Genomic DNA, 19,257 nt, shown 5'->3' with positions numbered 1-19,257 from the left:
GTGTCCGTCCATGTCGATCGTGTTCCACTGGTTCCTTCCCACCAACGGTGACAGCCGGCAGATCGTCGGGGGCGGACACGGGTCCACGCCGGGGGCGGCGGGCACGGACCGGCCGCCGAGCCTGGGGTACCTGGGGCAGGTCGCCCGCAGCGCCGAGCAGCTGGGGTTCGAGGGGGTGCTGACGCCGACCGGTGCGTGGTGCGAGGACGCCTGGCTGACGACGGCGATGCTGACGCAGGTGACGGAGCGGCTGAAGTACCTGGTGGCGTTCCGGCCCGGGCAGATCAGTCCGACGCTGGCCGCGCAGATGGCCGCGACGTACCAGCGGCAGTCCGGCGGGCGGCTGCTGCTGAACGTGGTGACCGGCGGGGAGTCCGCCGAGCAGCGCGCCTACGGGGACTTCCTGGACAAGGACGCCCGGTACGCGCGGACCGGGGAGTTCCTGGACATCGTCCGGCAGCTGTGGGCGGGCGGGACGGTCGACCACCACGGGCCCCATCTGCGGGTCGAGCGGGCCCGGCTGAACCGGCTGCCGGAGCCGGTGCCGGCGGTGTACTTCGGCGGCTCGTCCCCGGCGGCCGGCGAGGTCGCGGCGCGGTCCGCGGACGTCTACCTGACCTGGGGCGAACCGCCCGCCCAGGTGCGGGAGAAGATCCGCTGGATCCGCGAACTCGCCGCCGCCCGCGGGCGGGTGGTGCGGTTCGGGATCCGGCTGCACGTGATCACCCGGGACACCGCCGCGCAGGCCTGGGCGGAGACCGAGCGGCTGCTCGCCGGAATGGACCCGGGGCACGTGCGCCGGACCCAGCGGGCGCTCGCCGAGAGCGAGTCGCAGGGCCAGCGGCGGATGCTCGCGCTGCACGGCGGCTCGGCCGAGCGGCTGGAGGTGTACCCGGGGCTGTGGGCCGGGATCGGCCTGCTGCGCGGCGGCGCCGGGACGGCCCTGGTGGGCAGCCACCGCGAGGTCGCGGACCTGATCACCGAGTACCACGAGCTGGGGATCGACGAGTTCGTGCTGTCGGGCATGCCGCACCTGGAGGAGGCGTACTGGTTCGGCGAGGGCGTGCTGCCGCTGCTGGCCGCCCGCAACCTGTGGCACCGGCCGTGAACCCGCAAACCGCTGGTCAATCCGCCGGGGCGGCCGGAGAATTCACGGCATGACGCTGCCCCTGCTCCTCCTCGACGTGGACGGACCGCTCAACCCCTACGCCGCACCGAAGACCCGGCGGCCGCAGGGGTACGACACCCACCGCCTGCTCCCGACCTGGTGGGCGGACCGGCAGGCGCGCCACTCCCACGCGCGGGCGAAGCCGCTGCGGGTGTGGCTGAACCCGGCGCACGGGCCGGAACTGCTCGGCCTGCCGTACGAACTGGTGTGGGCCACCGGCTGGATGGGCGAGGCGAACACCCACATCGGCCCGAACCTCGGACTGCCCGAACTCCCCTACATCCAGTGGACGGACCTGTTCGGGCAGGACCCGGACGGCCTGCACTGGAAGACCCGGGACGTGGTCGCCTGGGCGGACGGCCGCCCGTTCGTCTGGGTGGACGACGAACTCGGCCCGCAGGACACCGCCTGGATAGCCGCCCACCACCCCGCCCCCGCGCTCACGTTCCACGTCAACCCCCGACTCGGCCTGCTGGCCGCCGACTTCACGGCCCTGCGCGAATGGGCGGTCGCGGCATGAGGATCGGGACGGTCGAACGGCTGCGGCGCTACCCGGTGAAGTCGCTGCTGGGGGAGGAGCTCGCGGCGGTCGGAGTGGACGGGCGCGGCCTGGAGCGGGACCGCGGCCGCGCCCTGCTCGACCTCGACACCGGGAAGGTCGCCAGCGCCAAGAACCCGCGGCTGTGGGCGGGCCTGCTCGGTTACACGGCGGCGACCACGGCGGGCGGCGTGGTGATCACCGGCCCGGACGGGCGGTGCGTGGACGAGGAGGAGCTGTCGGCGGCGCTCGGCCGCAAGGTCGCCCTGATCGCCGAGCGCCCGCCCGGGGCGACGATCGAGCGGGCCGTGCCGGAGGAGGTGCTGGCGCACGGCATCGAGGCCGAAGTCGACGTCACCGTCAATGAGTTGGGCCGGGCCGCGCCGGACGGCGGCTTCTTCGACTTCGCCCCGCTGCACCTGGTCACCACCTCGACGCTGGCCGCGACCGGCGCCGAGGCGGAGCGCTACCGCCCGAACCTGGTGATCCGTACCGAGGGCGAGGGGTACGTCGAGAACGCCTGGGTGGGGCGGGAGGTGGCGATCGGGCCGGCGCTGCGGCTGCGCATCGTGGTGCCCACGCCGCGCTGCGCCGTCCCGACCCTGCGGCACGGGCCGCTGCCCCGGAGCACGTCGGCCCTGCGCGTCCCGGCCGAGCGGAACCGCCTGGTCCCGCTGGAGGGCATGCCCGCGCTGCCCTGCGCGGGGGTGTACGCGCAGGTGCTGGTGCCCGGCCGGGTCGCGGTGGGGGATGCGATCAGGTTGGGCTGAGGTTGGGCAGGGGCAGGGGCAGGGGCAGGGGCAGGCGGAGGGGTCAGGCTGGGCCGAGGACGGCGGCGAGGGCGTCCAGGAAGCGGTCGGTGGTGGCCTCGTCCCGGACGGCGATCCGCAGCCACTCCTCGCCCAGCCCCGGGAAGGTGTCCCCGCGCCGGACGGCGAAGCCGCGCCCGCGCAGCCGCTCCCGGACGGCCGCCGCCTCCGGCAGCCGTACCAGGACGAAGGACGCGGCCGGCTCGCCGTACACCCGAAGAGTCGGGAAGGCGGCCAGGCCCTTCAGCAAGTACGTCCGCCACAGGGCCAGTTCGGCGGCCGCCTCCTCCGCCTCGGCTAGCGCGGCCGGGCTGCTGCACGCCTCGGCGGCGGCCAGCGCGGGGGTGGAGACCGGCCAGAGCGGCTGGGCGGCGCCGAGCGCGGCGATCAGCGGCGCGGGCCCGAGGACGTAGCCGATCCGCAGCCCGGCCAGGCCCCAGGTCTTGGTGAGGCTGCGCAGGACGACCACCTGGCCGGGCAGGTCCCGGGTCGGGGCGAGGGACTCGCGTTCGCCGGGCACGGTGTCCATGAACGCCTCGTCGACCACCAGGGTGCGTCCGGGGCGGGCGAGCGCGGCGACGGCGTCGGCGGGGTGCAGGACGGAGGTCGGGTTGGTGGGGTTGCCGAGGACGACCAGGTCGGCCTCCTCCGGGACGGCCCCCAGTCGGAACCCGTCCTCGGGGGGCAGCAGCACCCGGTGCACCTGGTGTCCGGCGTCCCGCAGCGCCGCCTCGGGTTCGGTGAACTGCGGGTGGACCACGACGATGTGACGTGCCGTCAGGACGCGGGCCAGCAGGACGAAGGCCTCCGCCGCCCCCGAGGTGAGCAGCACCTCGTCGGTCGGCCGCCGGTGCCGGGCGGCCACCGCGGCGCGGGCGGCGCCCTGGTCGGGGTAGGCGGCGAGGTCGCCGAGGGTCGCCGCGAGCCGGTCGCGCAGCCAGGTCGGGGGTGTGCCGGTGCGGACGTTGACGGCGAGGTCGACCAGGCCGGACCCGTCGGCGCGCACCTCGGCGTCGCCGTGGTGGCGCAGGTCGGGTTCGGGGGCGGTCACGCGGGGTCTCCTTGTGGGTGGGCGGGCGCATCGGGGGCGAGTGGGTGGAGGGGCAGCCCCGGGACGCGGTGGACGTCGTACGCGCCTGGCGGCACGCTCAGCGCCGCGCCGTCGCCGAGGGCGACCAGCGCGACGGCGTGCCCGTGCGCGGCCAGGTCGACAGCCAGGTCGACAGCCATGTCGACAGCCATGTCGACAGTCGGGTCGACGGCCGCGCCGGCGGCCGCCCCGGCGCCGTCGTCCGCCGCGATCCGCCTGGTCCCGGGCCGCAGCAGCTCGGCGACCGCCCCGACCGCGCCCGGCGCGCCCACGACCGCCGACGCGCGCCGCAGTTCCGCCAGCGCGCGCGGCACCAGCAGGTCGTGCGCGCCGGGCCCGAGCCCGACGACGGCGAGGCGTCCGCGGACCGCCGCCCGGGCGATCGCGACCGTCGCCGCGGCGGACTTCCGTTTGGTGGCGACGAGTTCGCCACCCGGAGCGCTCGCCAGGGCGGCCGCCTCGGCGACGCTCGCGGTGCCGACGGCCGCGCCGACCAGGTCCGACGGGTTCGGCACCGCCACCGAGGCCAGGGCCGCCGCCGGGTGCTCGTCCACCGGCACCCCGCCGAGGCAGAACGCGGCCCAGCGCACCTCCGGGTGGTCCGCCTTGCCGGCCACCGTCGCCAGCCGGGCGATCGAGGCGCGGGCCAGACCGTGTTCGGCCAGGGTGTCCGTGATCAGCCGCATCAGCTCGGAGTCCGTGGCGCCGCCGCCCGCGCCGACCCCGACGACCAGGGTGCGCGGGTGCACGAGGAGCACGTCCTCGCCGGGGTGGGCGCGGTCGGTGACCCGCAGGACAGGGCCTGGCTGCGCGACGGGCGGGGCGGTGGCCGGGGGAGGGCTGCTGGTCAGGACGGCCCGGACGCCGAGCAGGGCGGCGAGTTCCTCGGCCAGTTCGTCGGCGCCGCTGTCGCGGCCGGTCAGCGGGACGGCGTAGCGCAGGTCCAGGTCCAGGCTGACCAGGCCGGGCCCGCCCGGGCGCAGGTGCAAGCCGTCGATCAACAGCCGCACGGTGGTCGCGACCGGCGCGAGGCAGACCACCAGGTCGTCCCGGCCGAGGGCGTACTCCAGGGCCTCGGTCGGACCGAAGCAGGCACTGACCACCGCGGTGTGGATGCGGGTGGTCTCGGGCCAGGCGGCGTGGATCTCGTCGGCCAGCAGGCGGCCCGTCCCGTTGAGGGCGACCAGTCCGATCACGTCCCGCTCCTTCGCCCAAAGCCCCGCGATCCCCGCGCACGGGCATCCGCGATCCCGCCACCAGGGCCCCCGTGATCCCACCACGCCCGGTCGGAACGGGTCAATCGGGGCGGCTGTGACGTGGACCGCCGACGGGCGGCAGCTGTTCGTCTGTTCTTCACTTGTCTTGTGCGGTACACGACACGGCGCGATCCTACTGTTCTCGGCGCTCCAACCAGGCAGCCCCGACGCACGGAGGACCCGATGGCCTTCGCACGACTCCGCACCCCCGGAACCACGTCCCCCCGCCGCCCCACCCGCCGCCCGCTCCGCCGACCCCTCACCGCCCTCGCCGCCGGGCTCGGCCTCGTCGGCGGCTCGCTCGGCCTGTGGGCCGCCGGCGGCAGCGCGGCCGCCGACACCGCCGGCGGGCTGCCCTCGCCCGACCACGTGATCGTCGTGATGATGGAGAACCACGCCTACTCGCAGGTCATCGGCAGCAGCTCCAGCGCGCCGTACATCAACAACACGCTGGTCGCCGGCGGCGCCGCGCTCACCCAGTCCTTCGCGCTCACCCACCCCAGCCAGCCCAACTACTACATGCTGTTCTCCGGCAGCGCCCAGGGCGTCACCGACGACAGCTGCGTCGACGTCGGCGCCCTCCAGCAGCCCAACCTGGGCTCCGAACTGCTCGCCGCCGGCCAGACCTGGGCCAGCTACAACGAGGGCCTGCCCGCCCAGGGCGCCACCGACTGCCGCGTCGACAACTACGCGCAGAAGCACAACCCGTGGTTCGGCTTCGGCAACGTGCCCGCCTCCAGCGCCTACGGCATGGACGCCTTCCCGACCGACTACACCACCCTGCCCAAGGTCTCCTTCGTCATCCCGGACCTGTGCAACGACATGCACGACTGTTCCGTCGGCACCGGTGACACCTGGCTGCAGACCAACCTCGCCGCCTACGCCACCTGGGCCAAGAGCCACAACAGCCTGCTCGTGGTCACCTTCGACGAGGACAACCGCCTCGCCGGCAACCGCATCCCGACCGTCGTCTACGGCGCCCACGTCACCCCCGGCAGCAGCACCGGCACCACCTACAACCACTACAACGTGCTGCGCACCCTGGAGGACCTCGCCGGGCTGACCACCCACGCGGGCAACGCCGCCAACGCCACCGACATCACCGGCATCTGGAACTGACGCCCGTGTACGTCGCGGACTCCCGCAGCTCCAAGGCCCCCGCCGCCCCGGCCTCCGCAACGGAGTCGCCGGGGCGGCGCGGCGCCGCCCTGCGCGCCGTACCCGGGACGGTGCTCGCCCTCGGCGCCGTCAGCCTGGTCACCGACATCTCCTCCGAGATGGTCACCGCCGTCCTGCCGCTCTACCTGCTCACCGGCCTCGGCCTCTCCCCGCTCGGGTTCGGGCTGCTGGACGGCATCCAGAACGGGTTCAGCGCGCTCGTGCGCCTCGCCGGGGGCCACCTCGCCGACCGTCGCGGCCGTGACGGCGCCGCCCGCCACAAGGCCGTCGCGGCCGTCGGCTACGGCCTGTCCGCGCTCTGCAAGCCGCTGCTGCTGCTCGTCCACACCGTGCCGCTGATCGGCGCCGTGATCGCCGTCGACCGCACCGGCAAGGGCCTGCGCACCGCGCCCCGGGACGCGATGATCTCGCTCTCCACCGAACCCGCCCACCGCGGACGGGCGTTCGGCGTGCACCGGGCGATGGACACCGCCGGCGCCCTGCTCGGCCCGCTCACCGCCTTCCTCGTGCTGCGCCTGGCGGGCGGGCCGATGCTCGCCGACGGGGGCGAACGGCACGGCTACAACGCGGTGTTCACGGTCAGCGCGTGCGTCGCAGCCCTCGGCGTACTGGTCCTGCTGCTGTTCGTGCCGAACCGGACGTCGGCTGACGATTCGTCAACTGTCGTACCCTCGCTGCGTGACAGCCTCACCTTGCTGCGGCTTCCCGGGCTGCGACGGCTCACGCTCTGCGCCGTCCTGCTCGGACTCACCACCGTCAGCGACTCCTTCCTCTACCTCCTCGTCCAGCGCCGGCTCGGCCTCTCCGTCGACCTGTTCCCGCTGCTGCCGCTGGGCACCGCCGCCGCCTTCCTGCTGCTCGCCGTCCCGCTCGGCGCCCTCGCCGACCGGATCGGCCGCCGCCGGCTCTTCCTCGGCGGGCACGTGCTGCTGCTGCTCGCGTACGGGCTGCTGCTCTCGCCGGCCGGCGGCCCGGCGGTGGCCGTCTGCGTCCTCGTGCTGCACGGCGCCTTCTACGCGGCCACCGACGGCGTGCTCGCCGCCGCCGCGGCCGACGCCGTCCCGGCCGGGCAGCGCGGCGCCGGACTCGCCCTGGTCGGCACCGGGCAGGCCCTCGCCCGGTTCGCCTGCTCGCTGCTGTTCGGCGCGCTGTGGAGCGCGGTCGGCGGCACCGGCGCGCTGGGCTGGTCGGCGGGGGCGCTCGCGCTCTGCGTGCTCGGCGCGGCCGCCGTCCTGCGTGAACCCGCCGCCACCACCACCGTCGAGGAGAGCCCGTGAACCGACTCCAGAACCGGACCAGGGTGATCATCCTCCTGGCCGCCGTCCTGCTGCTCGGCGCCGTCGGCACCGGGGCCGTCCTCCACGCCGCCGACCGCACCGCCCGGCGCGACCAGGCCCAGCCCGGTGGCCCCGCCGTCACCGAGGGCGCCGTCACCCTGCAAGAGCCCTCCGAGGGGCGGACACTGGTCTTCCGCAACATGGCCTGGGGCCCGCACCGCGACGAACTCACCGCCGTCCCCGCCGACCGCCCGGACGGTCCGCGCACCGCCTCCGGCGTCCAGTGCCTGCGCTTCTACGCCGCCGCCGGCACCGGCATCTGCCTCCAGGCCCAGCACGGCGCCCTGGAGGACACCTACCGAGCCGTCGTCCTCGACGACCACCTGCGCGAACGGCGCTCCTACCCGGCGGCCGGCATCCCCACCCGCTCCCGGGTCTCCCCGTCCGGACACCTCGCCGCCTGGACGGTCTTCGTCAGCGGCGACTCCTACGCGGGCACCGACTTCTCCACCCGCACCTCCATCGTCGACGTCCGCGACTGGAACCTCCGGGACAACCTGGAGACCTTCGACGTGATCAAGGACGGCCACCCGTACCAGGCCCACGACATCAACATCTGGGGCGTGACCTTCGCCGACGACAACACCTTCTACGCGACCCTCGCCACCGGCGGCCACACCCACCTCGCCCGCGGCGACCTCGCCGCCCACACCCTCACCACCCTGCACGAGAACGTCGAGTGCCCCTCGCTCTCCCCGGACGGCACCCGCATCGCGTACAAGGAGCGCGTCCCCGGCCTGTCCCCCGACGCCCCCTGGCGCCTGTACGTCCTCGACCTCGCCACCATGACCGAGACCGCCACCGCCGAACAGCGCAACATCGACGACCAGGCCGTCTGGTCGGACAGCGGTACGCTCCTCTACGCCATGCCCGGCGACTACGGCGCCGACCTGTGGACCGTCCCCGCCGACGGCGGCGGCGCCCCCCGGCGGGTCACCCAGGCCGCGGTCGCCCCCGCCTACCTGGGCTGAGGAACTCTCGGCTACGGTCCCTCGTCGAGCACAATGACGTCCTGATCGAACGGGGGAACGACAATCGTGGACGGCATCCCGCCCGAGCGCGCGGTCACCGACTCCTGGCCGGCCCTGCACGGCCGACCCGTCCTGCGGCGCACCGTCGCCGTCGGACTGGTCCTCTGCGTGTCCGTCGCGGCCGCCCTCGTGGTGCGCGGCGTCAACTCGCTCACCGCCGGCCGCGTCGGCCGCGAGACCGACCGCGACCGGGCCGAACTCCTCGCCGGCCTCCACCCCTCCCAGCACCCCGGCGTCGGCCGCTCCTACGTCCCCGTCGGCGCCATCTACACCCACACCCCCGACGGCGCCCCCATCGCCTACCTGCACTACCGCGTCGCGGGCAAGGACGTCGGCCTCGGCGACTTCCTCCGCGCCTACGACCTCCCGGCCCCCGGCCCCGCCGCCCCCCTCCCCGCCGACCTCACCGCCGCCCTCGGCGGCGACGGCCCGGCCGAGGCCCCCGAACTCCTCCCGGACCCCGAGCCCACCCCGACCCCCACCCCGTCACCCACCCTCTCCCTCACCCCCACCGCCGACCCGGCGCCCCCGGCACCCCCTGGCCTCCAGGCCGCCGACCCCGACGCCGAACCAGACGCCGACGCCGACGCCGACCCCACCCCGGAGCTCGACGACGACACCCCCTCCGTCACCCTCCCCCCGACCCCGACCTCCACCCCGACACCCACACCCACCCCCACCCCCTCCCTCACCCCCACGACGCCCCCCACCCACCCCCAGACCACCCGCCGCATCTACGTCGCCACCATCCCCGGCGCCGCCCCCGGCGCCGCCGACATCTACATCCGCGCCACCGGCTGAGCCCGCAGCGCGGCACGGCAGCTCAGGCCACGTCCCGGTCGATGGTGAACGCCATGACGCTCCCCGGCTGGAGCGGGAAGGGCAGCTGGATCAGGCCTGCCGTGTTGTTGAAGGGGGCGGGGAAGGTGGCCCGGACACTTGCGCCGTGGGCCGCCCCGAGTGCGCTGATCTCCGAGGCGTTCACGCTCAGGCGGGTAGGTTTGAGAGCAGGGTCGATGGTGAGCCGGTACTCGGCATCGGTGACGTGGCGGAACACCTGAGCCTGGATGCGGACCCGGCGATCGTGGCCCACGAACTTGCGTGCCGTGATGCTCAGCTCGACGAGATGGCCCATGGTGACCTGGGCGTCGCGAGGCACCGAGAAGTGGTCGATCCGGGCTCGCCCGCCGGCGACGGTCTCATGCGTCGAGGGCCTGCGTTCCAGGTCCCGGTTGTCCACCCGGACCGCTCCGATGGTGAAGACCTCGGGATCGTCCGGATCCAGGTTGTCGTCGACCATCCACCGGAGCAGGCACTCCGGCCCGGTGAATCCGTCCAGGCCCGCATCGTCGTTGGAGGCGAGACAGGCGATGGTCACCGTCTTGGGGAGGACGTCGATCCGGTAGGAGATCCGGAAGCTCTGGTAGAGGTAGTCGGGGTGGGCGTCGCCTGCGGGCGCAGGTGAGAGCAGGCAGTCGTAGCGGTAGGCGGACAGCGCGCCGGAGAACAGCGGATCGCGTACCGGGCCGAGGACGTCCTGCATGCCGCGAAGGACAGCGCTGTCCACCTGCTCCGTGGTCTCCCGCACGGTGAGGGATCCGATGGCCAGGGTCACGGCCGCGGCCGAGACGAAGGCGCCGCCGATGAGGCTGAGAACGGTGGCGACGACCTGCTGGTGGGTCAGCAGTGCGGCCGCCACCACGCACGCCAGTCCCGTGGTGAGTGCGAGGATGTTGACGAGCGCCAGGATCTTGCGCAGTTGTCGCTCTCGAGACACGGCCATGCGGCACCCCCGTGGGCGACGTCAGGACGCCGCACCGTCTGCGATGATCCGGACGATCCGCTCGGAGACTTCCCCGATCTCCTGCGCCGTACGAACGTTATCGGACTGATTGTCCGTCAGGAACACCATGGCGATGGGAGTGGCCGGATGGAGGACGATGCCCGCATCGTTGACGATGCCACGTAGGCTGCCGGTCTTGTGCCGCACCGGGACATCGTCGTCCAGCCGGGACGGAATCCTGTCGTTCCTCAGGTAGTTGACCAGGTACCGGCGGATCGGCTCCAGATGCGGCGCCCGGTCGATGTGCTCGACCAGCCGCAGCACGTCCTCGGCGGTGGTGGTGTTGGCGCGTCCGAGGGGGCCGAGTTCACGCTCGGAGAACCCTGCCGGGAAGAGGGTCGCGTGCAGCCCGAGTGTCTTGATCGTGGCGTCGATCCGGTCCTGACCCAGCACCGCGCGAAGGTGCTCGGCCGCTGGATTGTCACTGGTCACCAGGGTGAAGCCACACAGCTCCCGTACGGTGACGGTCGAATCGGGGTCGAGGGCTTGGAGCACGCTCGGGTACATGGTGCCGGGAAGGGATCCGATGCGGACCCGGGCGTCCAGGTCGACTTCGCCGCGCTCGGCCCACTCGAAGAGCGCGACCCCCAGGATCATCTTCGCCAGGCTCGCGGCGGGCAGCACGAGGTCCGCACGGTGGGCGACGGTGAGCTGCGGGTTGCCGAGTGTCTTGACCAGGACGCTGCGCACACCCGCGTTGGTACCTTGGGTGAACTCCTCGATCTGTGCGGCGATCGCAGTACGCACGCCGTCGGAATCGACCATCAGGCCACCCCGTTCCTTTCGTGCCGGTTGGGTTCAGGCTAACTGTCGTCTACCCGCCCGGGGGCATCACACGCCATGTGCTAGGAGCGCATCCTCGCGCCCAACTCGACGGCCTGGCGGGCAAGATCCGCATCGCCCACGGTGGCGCCGAGCCCCTGCTGGGCTGAGCGCGGCCCCCGGCGTCTGTGGCTGAACCGCCGCGCGGTCCGGCACTTCGGCGTACGTTGGGGGGCCGGGGCGGCCCGGCGGTGACGGTCGGTCCGGGCGTGCGCGGGCAGCCGCAGGCGGCCGTAGTGGTCGGGCCGTTCGCGTGTCCATGCCCTCCCCGGTGGCGTTAACCCGGCGGGAACCGCACCGGAGGAGGAGCCGATGAAGGACAGGACCCCCAGGGACATCGCCGTCGACGACCAGCTGCGGGCGGCCGGGGCGGAGGGCGCCCAGTGGCTCAGTGCCGCCGGGTGGGGGCCGCCGGTGACGGTCCCGGTGCAGAGGGCCGCCAGGTGGCAGCAGGAGACCAGGGCCCGGATGCTGGCGGCGCAGGCGGACGAGTCCTGTACGTGGTGCGTCCACCTGCTCAACGGCGGCCCCCAGCCCGTGGTCGTCCACGCCGAGCACCCGACCCACCTGGTCTGCCGCGCCTGCTCCATCGCCGCCCGCCCCCGCCGCGTCTGCCTGGACTGCGGCGGGCCGGCCGCCTCCGCCTCCCCGGCGGACGGCCGCGAGGACGTCTTCATGGGCCCGGTGGCGATCTACACCCGCCTCCGCTGCGCCCCCTGCCACCGCGCCGACCGCCCCGATCCCCTGACCGGCACCTTCGGCAACGGCCCGTCCTGAGACGGGCAGGGCGCGGCCGGGCGGCCCCGTGCGGTTGACTTCGGAACGTGTTCCGAACTAGCGTCGAGCCATGTCGACTCTCACCGTGTCGTTCTCCGACCTGTCGAAGAACTCCAAGCGCGTCGCGGACAGTGTGGAGCGAGTCCAGCGCGTGCACGTCACGCGTCGCGACGGGGAGGACCTGTACCTCACCACCGAGCGTCACGACCGTCAGCGCGAGCAGACCGCGGATGTCGCCGCTCGCCTGTTCGCCGCGTTGATCGGCAGCGATGAGGGCACGCGGGCAGTGCTCCTGGCTCTCCCCGCCGTCTTCCCCTGGGTCCGGCACCTGTCGGCCGATGAGGTGCGCGAGTTCGTCGTCGACCTCGTGGACGCGACGCGCGACGCCGTGGACCTGGGCGTGCACGCCAATCTGCACCGGGTGATAGTCGAGTGGCGAGCCACCGCGAGAGTGCTGGCGGATCCGGAGCTGGCGGCAGAGCTCGCCAGGCCCCTGCCCGGTGACGATCACGGCGAGGTGATCGAGCCGTGAGCCCGAAGCGCGGTGATGACGTCGCACCCCCACCCGTCTACGCCTTGCCCAGGCATCCGAAGGACACCGAGGCGTAGCGGACGGGCGTCCGGCCCTCGGGCCCTGCCGACGCAGGGCCGCCGCCGAGGGGGATCACGGTGACGCAGGGCTCCCGGGGGTTGCCTGGTAGGTGGCTGCGGCGGAGGTGAAGGAGGTGGCCAGGGACGGGGCTCCGGCCCAGTGCAGGTGCAGGTAGGAGGCGTGGACGTGGCTGCCCGCGAAGCCCTCGGTGCGGGGGCCGGTGGGCAGGCGCCAGCCCCAGGCGGGGTGTTCGCCCGCGCCCGGTTCGCAGACCGTGCGGTGGAACTCGTGGCCGCGCACCCGGGTGCCGGTCGGGGCGAGCGGGGAGTCGTGCAGGGCGACGGCCTCCCGGTAGCCGAGGGTGAGCCGTTCGGTCATCCGGGCGCCGGTGTCCAGCACGCCGCACATCGGCAGGCCGTCCAACTCGCGCCCGAGGTAGAGGAGTCCGGCGCATTCGGCGGCGATCGGGCCGCCGCCGGCGGCGAACGCCGAGATGGCGCCGCGCAGCGCCGTGTTGCCGCTGAGTTCCCGGACGTACAGCTCGGGGAAGCCGCCGCCGATCACCAGGCCGGCCGTGCCGTCGGGCAGTGCCGAGGCGTGCAGCGGGTCGAAGGGGACGACCTCGGCGCCTGCGGCGGTGAGGAGTTCGGCGTTCTCGGCGTACGAGAAGGAGAACGCGGCGCCGCCCGCCACCGCGATCCGCGGCGTGCCGGCCACCGGGTCGACCTCGGCCGACGGGTCCCACGGTTCGGCGGTCAACTCCGGTGCCGTCCCGGCGAGTTCGAGCAGGGCATCCAAGTCGACCGAGGCGGCGACGAGTTCACCCATGTCGGCGACGGCGCGCAGGGCCTCCGCCGAGCGCTCCACGGCTGGGATCAGCCCGAGGTGGCGGGACGGCGTGGCGACGGCGGTGGAGCGGCGCAGCGCGCCCAGCACGGGCACGCCCGAGCCCTCCTCCAGGGCCTCGCGCAGGAGGTGCTCGTGCCGGTCGGAGGCGACCCGGTTGAGGATCACCCCGGCGAGGCGCACCTCAGGGTCCCAGGAGGCGAAGCCGTGCACCAGCGCGGCCACCGACCGGGACTGCGAGGAGCCGTCCACCACCAGGACCACGGGCGCCCGCAGGAGCTTGGCGACGTGCGCGGTGGAGGCCAGCTCCCCCCGCCCGGAGGCTCCGTCGAACAGGCCCATGACCCCCTCGACCACCGCGACGTCGGCCCCTGCCGCACCGTGCAGGAAGAGCGGGGCGATCCGCTCCGGGCCGCACATGAAGGCGTCCAGGTTACGGCCCGGGCGCCCGGCGGCGAGCGCGTGGTAGCCCGGGTCGATGTAGTCGGGGCCGACCTTGTGCGGGGACACCGCCAGCCCGCGCGCGGCGAGCGCCGCGATCAGGCCGGTGGCGACGGTGGTCTTGCCGGCGCCGGAGGAGGGCGCGGCGATGACGAGGCGGGGGATGGCGGCCAACGGCCTGCCGGCAGTGCTCAACGGTCTACCACTCGATACCGCGCTGGCCCTTGCGGCCGGCGTCCATGGGGTGCTTGACCTTGGTCATCTCGGTGACCAGGTCGGCGAATCCGGTCAGCGGCTCGGGCGCATACCGGCCGGTGATGACGACGTGCTGGCTGCCCGGGCGGTCCTTGAGCACCGACACGACCTCTTCGGGGTCGACCCAGCCCCAGTGCATCGGGTAGGTGAACTCGTCCAGCACGTAGAAGCGGTAGGTCTCGGCCGCCAGGTCGCGCTTGACCTGCTCCCAGCCCTCCTTGGCGGCCGCCTCACTGTCCATCTCCATCTCGCTGGAGCGCTGGATCCACGACCAGCCGGAGCCCATCTTGTGCCAGTCGACCGTCCCGCCCTCGCCGGAGGCGCCGAGCACGCGCAGCGCGTTCTCCTCGCCGACCTTCCACTTGGCGGACTTCACGAACTGGAACACCCCGACGGGCCAGCCCTGGTTCCAGGCCCGCAGTGCCATGCCGAACGCGGCCGTGGACTTGCCCTTGCCGGGGCCGGTGTGCACGGCGGTGATCGGCTGCGTGCGGCGCTGACGGGTCGTCAGGCCGTCGTCGGGGACGCTCTCGGGGACACCCTTGGGCATGTCGGCTCAGGCCGCCTTTCGCATGGTGGTAGCACGGTTCTCGCGCCGGCTGTCCTGCCGGTTCTCGCGGACGAGCGAGGCGACGCCCTCGGGGCGCAGCTCGTCCAGGCTGACGGCGGTGCCGCCGAGCAGCCCGGCCAGGGTGCGGGCGAGGCCGAGCCGGACGGGGCCGGACTCGCAGTCCAGCACCACGCTGGCGGTGCCCTGTGCGGCGAACAGCCCGGCCGCGCGCTGCGACCGGGCGAGCGCGTCCCGCCCGCCGGTGGCCCGGCCGTCGGTCACCACGACCAGCAGCGGGCGGCGGCTCGGGTCGCGCAGCCGCTCCACCCGCAGTACCTCGTGCGCGCGCAGCAGGCCGGCGGCCAGCGGGGTGCGGCCACCGGTGGGCAGCGACTCCAGCCGGGCCGCGCCGACCTCCACGGACGATGTCGGCGGCAGCGCCAGTTCGGCGTCCGCGCCCCGGAAGGTGATCATGCCGATCTTGTCGCGCCGCTGGTAGGCGTCCATCAGCAGGGACAGCACGGCGCCCTTGACGGCGGTCATCCGCTGCCGGGCGGCCATCGAGCCGGAGGCGTCGACGACGAACAGCACCAGGTTGGACTCCCGCCCCTGGCGGACCTGTTCGCGGAAGTCGTCCTTGCGCAGCACCAGCGCCCGGCCGGCCCGCCCACGCGCGGCCTGGTGCGGTGCGGCGGCCTGCAGGGTGGCGGTCAGGTGCAGGCGGCTGAGTGTGCCCTGGGGGCGCCGGGCGCGCACGGTGTGCCCGCCGGTGGTCTCGGCGGGGGAGCGGCGGCCCTGGGCGCCGTGGCCGGTGCCCTGCACGGTGAACAGCTTGGTCCGGTACGGGTCGCCGGCCGCGACCGGCGCCGACTCCCGTGTGGGGGCGGGGTGTTGGGCCGGTACGGGCTGCTGGAGCGGCTCCTCCGGCTCGGCGGCCGACGCTTCCGGGCCGGAGGCGGGCTCGGGGGCTCCGCCGCCGTCCGGGCCGCCGCCGGGGCCGCCGTCCGGGCCCGGACCGTCGTCCTCGGGGCCGTCGCCCTCGCCCTCGCCCTCAGCCTCTCCCGAACCCCCGGACCCCCCGGACCCCTCGGGCTCCGAAGGCTCCTCGGGCTCCTCGGGCTCCGAAGGCTGCGCATGCTCCTCCAGCGTCCGGTCGAGCTGCTCCTCGTCCAGCCCCGGCGCGTCGAAGGGGTTGCGGCGGCGCCGGTGCGGCAGCGCCAGCTGGGCGGCCTTGCGGACGTCCTCCTCCAGCACCTCGGTCCGCCCGTCCCAGGCGGCGAGCGCGACGGCGGTGCGGGCCATCACGATGTCGGCGCGCAGCCCGTCGACCTCGAACGCGGCGCACACGGCGGTGATCTGACGCAGCGCCACATCCGTCAGCTCCACCTTGGGCAGCAACTCCCGGGCGGCGGTGATGCGTTCGGCGAGCGCCTGCTCGTCCGCGGCGAACCGCGCGGCGAAGCCGGCCGGGTCGGCGTCGTAGCCGAGCCGGCGGCGGACCACCTCGGCGCGCTCGGCCGGGTCCCGGGTGGCGGCGATCTCGACGGTCAGGCCGAACCGGTCGAGCAGCTGCGGCCGCAGCTCACCCTCCTCCGGGTTCATCGTGCCGACCAGCAGGAAGCGGGCGGCGTGCCGCACCGACACGCCCTCGCGCTCGACGTACGAGCGGCCCATCGCGGCGGCGTCCAGCAGCAGGTCCACGACGTGGTCCTGGAGCAGGTTCACCTCGTCGATGTAGAGCACGCCGCGGTGCGCCTTGGCGAGCAGCCCCGGCTCGTACGCCTTGACGCCCTCGGCGAGCGCCCGTTCCAGGTCGAGCGAGCCGACGATCCGGTCCTCGGCCACGCCGACCGGCAACTCGACCAGCTGGGCGGGGCGTTCGGACGCCGAGGGGCGGTCGTGCGGCCCGTCCGGGCACTGCGGGTCCGGAGCGGCCGGGTCGCAGGCGAACCGGCAGCCGTCGACGGCCGCGAGGGTCGGCAGCAGGCCGGCCAGCGCGCGCACCATGGTCGACTTCGCGGTGCCCTTCTCGCCGCGCACCAGCACGCCGCCCACGGCCGGCGAGACCGCGTTGAGCAGCAGCCCGAGCCGCAGGTCGGGCATGCCGACGATCGCGGTGAACGGATAGCGGACGTCACTCATGCATACTCCCCAGGTGCCCCGGGCGCCAGGAACGGCAGCGATCCGGCCGCCGGCACCCCGCCCTCGATCAGCTTCCACAGCGCGTCGGTGTCCGCGTGTTCCTCGATCAGGTCGCCCAGCCGGTCCAGCCGGGCCTCGCGCGCCTCGGCGAACGAGGTGTCCGGCGCCGGCACGAACGCCCGTCCCGCCAACGCGGCGACCTCGCGCAGGAGTTCACGACGGAAGCCGTCGTTCTCCAGCGCGCCGTGCCAGGTCGTGCCCCACACCGGGCCGACCCGGCAGCCGTCCAGGCCGTGCCCGTCGTCATCGGAGAAGAACGGTTCGCCCCCCTCCACGGCCACCACCCCGTGGTGGATCTCGTACCCCTCGACCCGCTGCCCGTACGCCGTGCCGACCGGCCGCGCCAGCACCTTCTCGGCGCCGAACCGCACGTGCGTCGGCAGCAGGCCCAGGCCGTCGACCGAGCCGGCCCCGGACTCCACCTCGTCCTCGATCCCGCGCGCCAGCATCTGGTAGCCGCCGCACACCCCGAGGACCGGCAGCCCGGCCGCCGCCCGCGCCTTCAGCGCCGGCTCCAGGCCGCGTTCGCGCAGCCAGGCCAGGTCGGCCACGGTGGCCCGGGTGCCGGGCAGCACCACCAGGTCGGCGTCGGCCAGTTCCTCCGGCCTGGTCACCCAGCGCACCAGCACGCCGGGCTCCTGGGCCAGCGCGTCCAGGTCGGTGAAGTTCGACAGCCGGGGGAAGCGCACCACGGCGACCCGCAGCACGTCCGCCCCGAGCGGGCCGCGGCCGTCCACCCGGTCCACCACCGTGGACAGGTCCAGCGAGTCCTCGGCGTCCAGCCACAGGCCCGGCAGCATCGGCAGGGTGCCCAGCACCGGACGGCCGGTCAGCCCGTGCAGCATCTCCAGGCCGGGCGCCAGCAGCCGCGCGTCGCCGCGGAACTTGTTGACGAACCAGCCCGCCACATGCCGCTGGTCCTCCGCCGACAGCAGTGCCAGCGTCCCGTACATCGCCGCGAAGACGCCGCCGCGGTCGATGTCCCCGACCACTACCACCGGCAGCCCGGCGGCCGTCGCCAGGCCCATGTTGGCGATGTCCCGGTCCCGCAGGTTGATCTCGGCGGGCGAGCCGGCGCCCTCGCAGACCACCACCTCGTAGCGGCGGCGCAGATCCGCCAGGCACTCCAGCGACCGTTCCAGCAGGACGGGCTTGCGCTCGCGGTAGTCCAGCGCGCCCACCTCGGCGACCGGCCGGCCCAGCAGCACCACCTGGCTGCGGCCGTCCGCGCCCGGCTTCAGCAGCACCGGGTTCATCGCCGCCTCCGGTTCCACCCGGGCCGCCTGCGCCTGCATCGCCTGTGCCCGGCCGATCTCGGCGCCGTCGGCGGTGACGAAGGAGTTCAGCGACATGTTCTGCGCCTTGAACGGAGCGACCCGCACCCCCTGCCGGGCCAGCCAGCGGCAGATGCCCGCGGTCACCACGCTCTTGCCCGCGTCCGAGGTCGTCCCGGCGACCAGCAATGCGTTGCTCATGCCCTTCCCCTCCACCGTGTCGTCAGCGAGCGCAGCGCGACGTGCCCCGCGACCGTCGTACCCAGGGCCAGCGCGCCCACCCGCCGGGAGAGCACGCAGGCCCGCTCGATGTCGTCGACCGTCACCGGCCGCAACTCCGCGCCCAGCACCGGCCGGTGCTCCACCCGCTCCCCGTACTGGAGGGTCCCGCCCAGTCGGACGCCCACCGCGCCCGCGAAGGCCGCCTCCGCCTGGCCCGCGTTCGGGCTCGGGTGCGCCGAGCCGTCCCGCCGCCAGACCCGCCAGGCCGTTTTCGGCTGCGGCGCGGCGGCCACCGTGAGCAGCGCCGTCAGCCGGGCGCCCGGCCAGCCCGCCACGTCGTCCAGCCGGGCCGAGGCCCAGCCGAACCGGGCGTACCGCGGCGAGCGGTGGCCGACCATCGCGTCCAGCGTGTTCACCGCGCGGAACGCCAGCAGCCCCGGGGTGCCCGCCAGCGCGCCCCAGACCAGCGCGTTCACCACGGCGTCCGCCGTGTTCTCGGCCACCGACTCGACTACCGCGCGGGCGATCTGAGGCCCGTCCAGCGCGCTCGGGTCCCGCCCGCACAGGTGCGGCAGCCGCTCCCGCGCGGCCGTCAGGTCGCCGGTGGCCAGTGACCGGCCGATGGTGCGCGCCTCGCGGGTCAGCGAGGTGCCGCCCAGCACCGTCCAGGTCGCGGCGGCCGCCAGCGCGGCCCGGCCCAGCGGACGCCGGCCCACCGTACGGTCCAGGGCCGCCGCGCCGGCCGCGACCGCGCCCACGCACAGCGCCGTGTACCCGGCGCCGGCCACCCGGTCGTCCTGCCACACCCGCCGCTCCAGCCGGGTCGCCGCACTGCCGAAGACGGCCACCGGGTGGCCGCGCCGGGGGTCGGCGAAGCGGGCGTCGGCGGCGAAGCCCGCGGCGGCGCCGAGCGCGAACGCGGCGGCGCGGGTCAGCGGGCGCACGGCGGGTTCGGCGGAAGGCCGCGTGGGGTCCGGCAGGGCGGGGCAGCCTGCATCGCGTGCGTGTCCTCACTCAGGGTCCGC

18 protein-coding genes are annotated in these 19,257 nt (G+C 74.6%); 9 read left to right on the top strand and 9 right to left on the bottom strand.

Going from position 1 to position 19,257, the window contains the following annotated elements; translation table 11 throughout:
* Nucleotides 1–10: 10 nt before the first annotated feature.
* Genes ACIQVZ_RS05715 through ACIQVZ_RS05705 form a run of 3 tightly spaced genes read left to right on the top strand, consistent with a single transcriptional unit; the run spans nt 11 to nt 2,476 of the window.
* Nucleotides 11–1,108: an LLM class flavin-dependent oxidoreductase gene (locus ACIQVZ_RS05715; RefSeq protein ID WP_402447463.1), complete on the top strand. Its 1,098-nt coding sequence runs from the start codon at nt 11–13 to the stop codon at nt 1,106–1,108.
* A gap of 49 nt (nt 1,109–1,157) precedes the next feature.
* Nucleotides 1,158–1,688, top strand: coding sequence for a hypothetical protein (locus tag ACIQVZ_RS05710; RefSeq protein ID WP_350880355.1), 531 nt, complete (start codon nt 1,158–1,160; stop codon nt 1,686–1,688).
* The gene (locus tag ACIQVZ_RS05705) at nt 1,685–2,476 is read left to right on the top strand and encodes an MOSC domain-containing protein (protein WP_402447461.1); all 792 of its coding nucleotides are present in this window, start codon (nt 1,685–1,687) and stop codon (nt 2,474–2,476) included. Before ACIQVZ_RS05710 ends, ACIQVZ_RS05705 begins: the two co-directional genes overlap by 4 nt.
* Before the next feature lie 43 nt (nt 2,477–2,519).
* On the opposite strand, the gene cobC is transcribed toward ACIQVZ_RS05705, so the two are convergent.
* Both cobC and ACIQVZ_RS05695 read right to left on the bottom strand, forming a co-directional pair.
* Nucleotides 2,520–3,566 (bottom strand): Rv2231c family pyridoxal phosphate-dependent protein CobC, encoded by a 1,047-nt coding sequence (cobC, locus tag ACIQVZ_RS05700; protein WP_402447460.1) that lies wholly within the window; start codon nt 3,564–3,566, stop codon nt 2,520–2,522.
* Nucleotides 3,563–4,801: a cobalamin biosynthesis protein gene (locus ACIQVZ_RS05695; protein ID WP_402447459.1), complete on the bottom strand. Its 1,239-nt coding sequence runs from the start codon at nt 4,799–4,801 to the stop codon at nt 3,563–3,565. The genes cobC and ACIQVZ_RS05695 overlap by 4 nt, the downstream gene beginning before the upstream one ends.
* 243 nt (nt 4,802–5,044) lie before the next feature.
* Between ACIQVZ_RS05695 and ACIQVZ_RS05690 the strand changes: the two genes are divergently transcribed.
* The 4 genes from ACIQVZ_RS05690 (at nt 5,045) to ACIQVZ_RS05675 (ending at nt 9,209) form a co-directional block, all read left to right on the top strand.
* Entirely contained in the window at nt 5,045–5,980 is a 936-nt protein-coding gene (locus tag ACIQVZ_RS05690) for an alkaline phosphatase family protein (protein ID WP_350880347.1), read from the top strand.
* A gap of 5 nt (nt 5,981–5,985) precedes the next feature.
* Entirely contained in the window at nt 5,986–7,317 is a 1,332-nt protein-coding gene (locus tag ACIQVZ_RS05685) for an MFS transporter (RefSeq protein WP_402447456.1), read from the top strand.
* Nucleotides 7,314–8,348 (top strand): TolB family protein, encoded by a 1,035-nt coding sequence (locus ACIQVZ_RS05680; RefSeq protein WP_402447454.1) that lies wholly within the window; start codon nt 7,314–7,316, stop codon nt 8,346–8,348. Before ACIQVZ_RS05685 ends, ACIQVZ_RS05680 begins: the two co-directional genes overlap by 4 nt.
* Before the next feature lie 66 nt (nt 8,349–8,414).
* Nucleotides 8,415–9,209, top strand: a complete 795-nt coding sequence (locus ACIQVZ_RS05675) for a hypothetical protein (RefSeq protein WP_402447453.1) — start codon at nt 8,415–8,417, stop codon at nt 9,207–9,209.
* 22 nt (nt 9,210–9,231) lie between these two features.
* Here the strand turns inward: ACIQVZ_RS05675 and ACIQVZ_RS05670 are convergent, their stop codons facing one another.
* Nucleotides 9,232–10,191, bottom strand: coding sequence for a hypothetical protein (locus ACIQVZ_RS05670; RefSeq protein WP_350880339.1), 960 nt, complete (start codon nt 10,189–10,191; stop codon nt 9,232–9,234).
* A 21-nt stretch (nt 10,192–10,212) separates the two neighbouring features.
* Complete coding sequence (locus ACIQVZ_RS05665) at nt 10,213–11,016, bottom strand: serine hydrolase (protein ID WP_402447451.1); 804 nt, start codon at nt 11,014–11,016, stop codon at nt 10,213–10,215.
* 369 nt (nt 11,017–11,385) lie between these two features.
* Between ACIQVZ_RS05665 and ACIQVZ_RS05660 the strand changes: the two genes are divergently transcribed.
* Both ACIQVZ_RS05660 and ACIQVZ_RS05655 read left to right on the top strand, forming a co-directional pair.
* On the top strand, nt 11,386–11,850 hold the full coding sequence (locus ACIQVZ_RS05660; RefSeq protein ID WP_350880335.1) for a hypothetical protein: 465 nt from the start codon (nt 11,386–11,388) through the stop codon (nt 11,848–11,850).
* 70 nt (nt 11,851–11,920) lie between these two features.
* Entirely contained in the window at nt 11,921–12,382 is a 462-nt protein-coding gene (locus ACIQVZ_RS05655; RefSeq protein ID WP_402447449.1) for a prevent-host-death family protein, read from the top strand.
* Nucleotides 12,383–12,514: 132 nt separating this feature from the next.
* Here the strand turns inward: ACIQVZ_RS05655 and ACIQVZ_RS05650 are convergent, their stop codons facing one another.
* From ACIQVZ_RS05650 to ACIQVZ_RS05630, 5 genes are read right to left on the bottom strand one after another with little or no spacing between them, the layout of a single operon-like run.
* On the bottom strand, nt 12,515–13,924 hold the full coding sequence (locus tag ACIQVZ_RS05650; protein ID WP_402447447.1) for a cobyrinate a,c-diamide synthase: 1,410 nt from the start codon (nt 13,922–13,924) through the stop codon (nt 12,515–12,517).
* 4 nt (nt 13,925–13,928) lie between these two features.
* Complete coding sequence (cobO, locus tag ACIQVZ_RS05645) at nt 13,929–14,534, bottom strand: cob(I)yrinic acid a,c-diamide adenosyltransferase (protein ID WP_350880327.1); 606 nt, start codon at nt 14,532–14,534, stop codon at nt 13,929–13,931.
* A 6-nt stretch (nt 14,535–14,540) separates the two neighbouring features.
* Nucleotides 14,541–16,676, bottom strand: a complete 2,136-nt coding sequence (locus ACIQVZ_RS05640; RefSeq protein ID WP_402447444.1) for a putative cobaltochelatase — start codon at nt 16,674–16,676, stop codon at nt 14,541–14,543.
* Nucleotides 16,673–18,211, bottom strand: a complete 1,539-nt coding sequence (locus ACIQVZ_RS05635) for a cobyric acid synthase (protein ID WP_350880323.1) — start codon at nt 18,209–18,211, stop codon at nt 16,673–16,675. Before ACIQVZ_RS05635 ends, ACIQVZ_RS05640 begins: the two co-directional genes overlap by 4 nt.
* Entirely contained in the window at nt 18,208–19,176 is a 969-nt protein-coding gene (locus tag ACIQVZ_RS05630; RefSeq protein ID WP_402447442.1) for a cobalamin biosynthesis protein, read from the bottom strand. The genes ACIQVZ_RS05635 and ACIQVZ_RS05630 overlap by 4 nt, the downstream gene beginning before the upstream one ends.
* Nucleotides 19,177–19,257: the final 81 nt, after the last annotated feature.

Source organism: Kitasatospora sp. NPDC098663 (genome assembly GCF_044760075.1).
Taxonomy (GTDB): domain Bacteria; phylum Actinomycetota; class Actinomycetes; order Streptomycetales; family Streptomycetaceae; genus Kitasatospora.
The sequence above is the reverse complement of the archived record's forward strand: the minus strand, read 5'-3'. Positions and strand labels throughout refer to the sequence as shown.

Bases quoted from the DNA above. Each gene is read 5' to 3' on its own strand.
- ACIQVZ_RS05715 (WP_402447463.1), top strand. From the start codon at position 11: ATGTCGATCGTGTTCCACTGGTTCCTTCCCACCAACGGTGACAGCCGG.
- ACIQVZ_RS05710 (WP_350880355.1), top strand. From the start codon at position 1,158: ATGACGCTGCCCCTGCTCCTCCTCGACGTGGACGGACCGCTCAACCCC.
- ACIQVZ_RS05705 (WP_402447461.1), top strand. From the start codon at position 1,685: ATGAGGATCGGGACGGTCGAACGGCTGCGGCGCTACCCGGTGAAGTCG.
- ACIQVZ_RS05690 (WP_350880347.1), top strand. From the start codon at position 5,045: ATGGCCTTCGCACGACTCCGCACCCCCGGAACCACGTCCCCCCGCCGC.
- ACIQVZ_RS05670 (WP_350880339.1), bottom strand. From the start codon at position 10,191: ATGGCCGTGTCTCGAGAGCGACAACTGCGCAAGATCCTGGCGCTCGTC.
- ACIQVZ_RS05665 (WP_402447451.1), bottom strand. From the start codon at position 11,016: ATGGTCGATTCCGACGGCGTGCGTACTGCGATCGCCGCACAGATCGAG.
- ACIQVZ_RS05660 (WP_350880335.1), top strand. From the start codon at position 11,386: ATGAAGGACAGGACCCCCAGGGACATCGCCGTCGACGACCAGCTGCGG.
- ACIQVZ_RS05655 (WP_402447449.1), top strand. From the start codon at position 11,921: ATGTCGACTCTCACCGTGTCGTTCTCCGACCTGTCGAAGAACTCCAAG.
- cobO (WP_350880327.1), bottom strand. From the start codon at position 14,534: ATGCCCAAGGGTGTCCCCGAGAGCGTCCCCGACGACGGCCTGACGACC.
- ACIQVZ_RS05640 (WP_402447444.1), bottom strand. From the start codon at position 16,676: ATGAGTGACGTCCGCTATCCGTTCACCGCGATCGTCGGCATGCCCGAC.
- ACIQVZ_RS05635 (WP_350880323.1), bottom strand. From the start codon at position 18,211: ATGAGCAACGCATTGCTGGTCGCCGGGACGACCTCGGACGCGGGCAAG.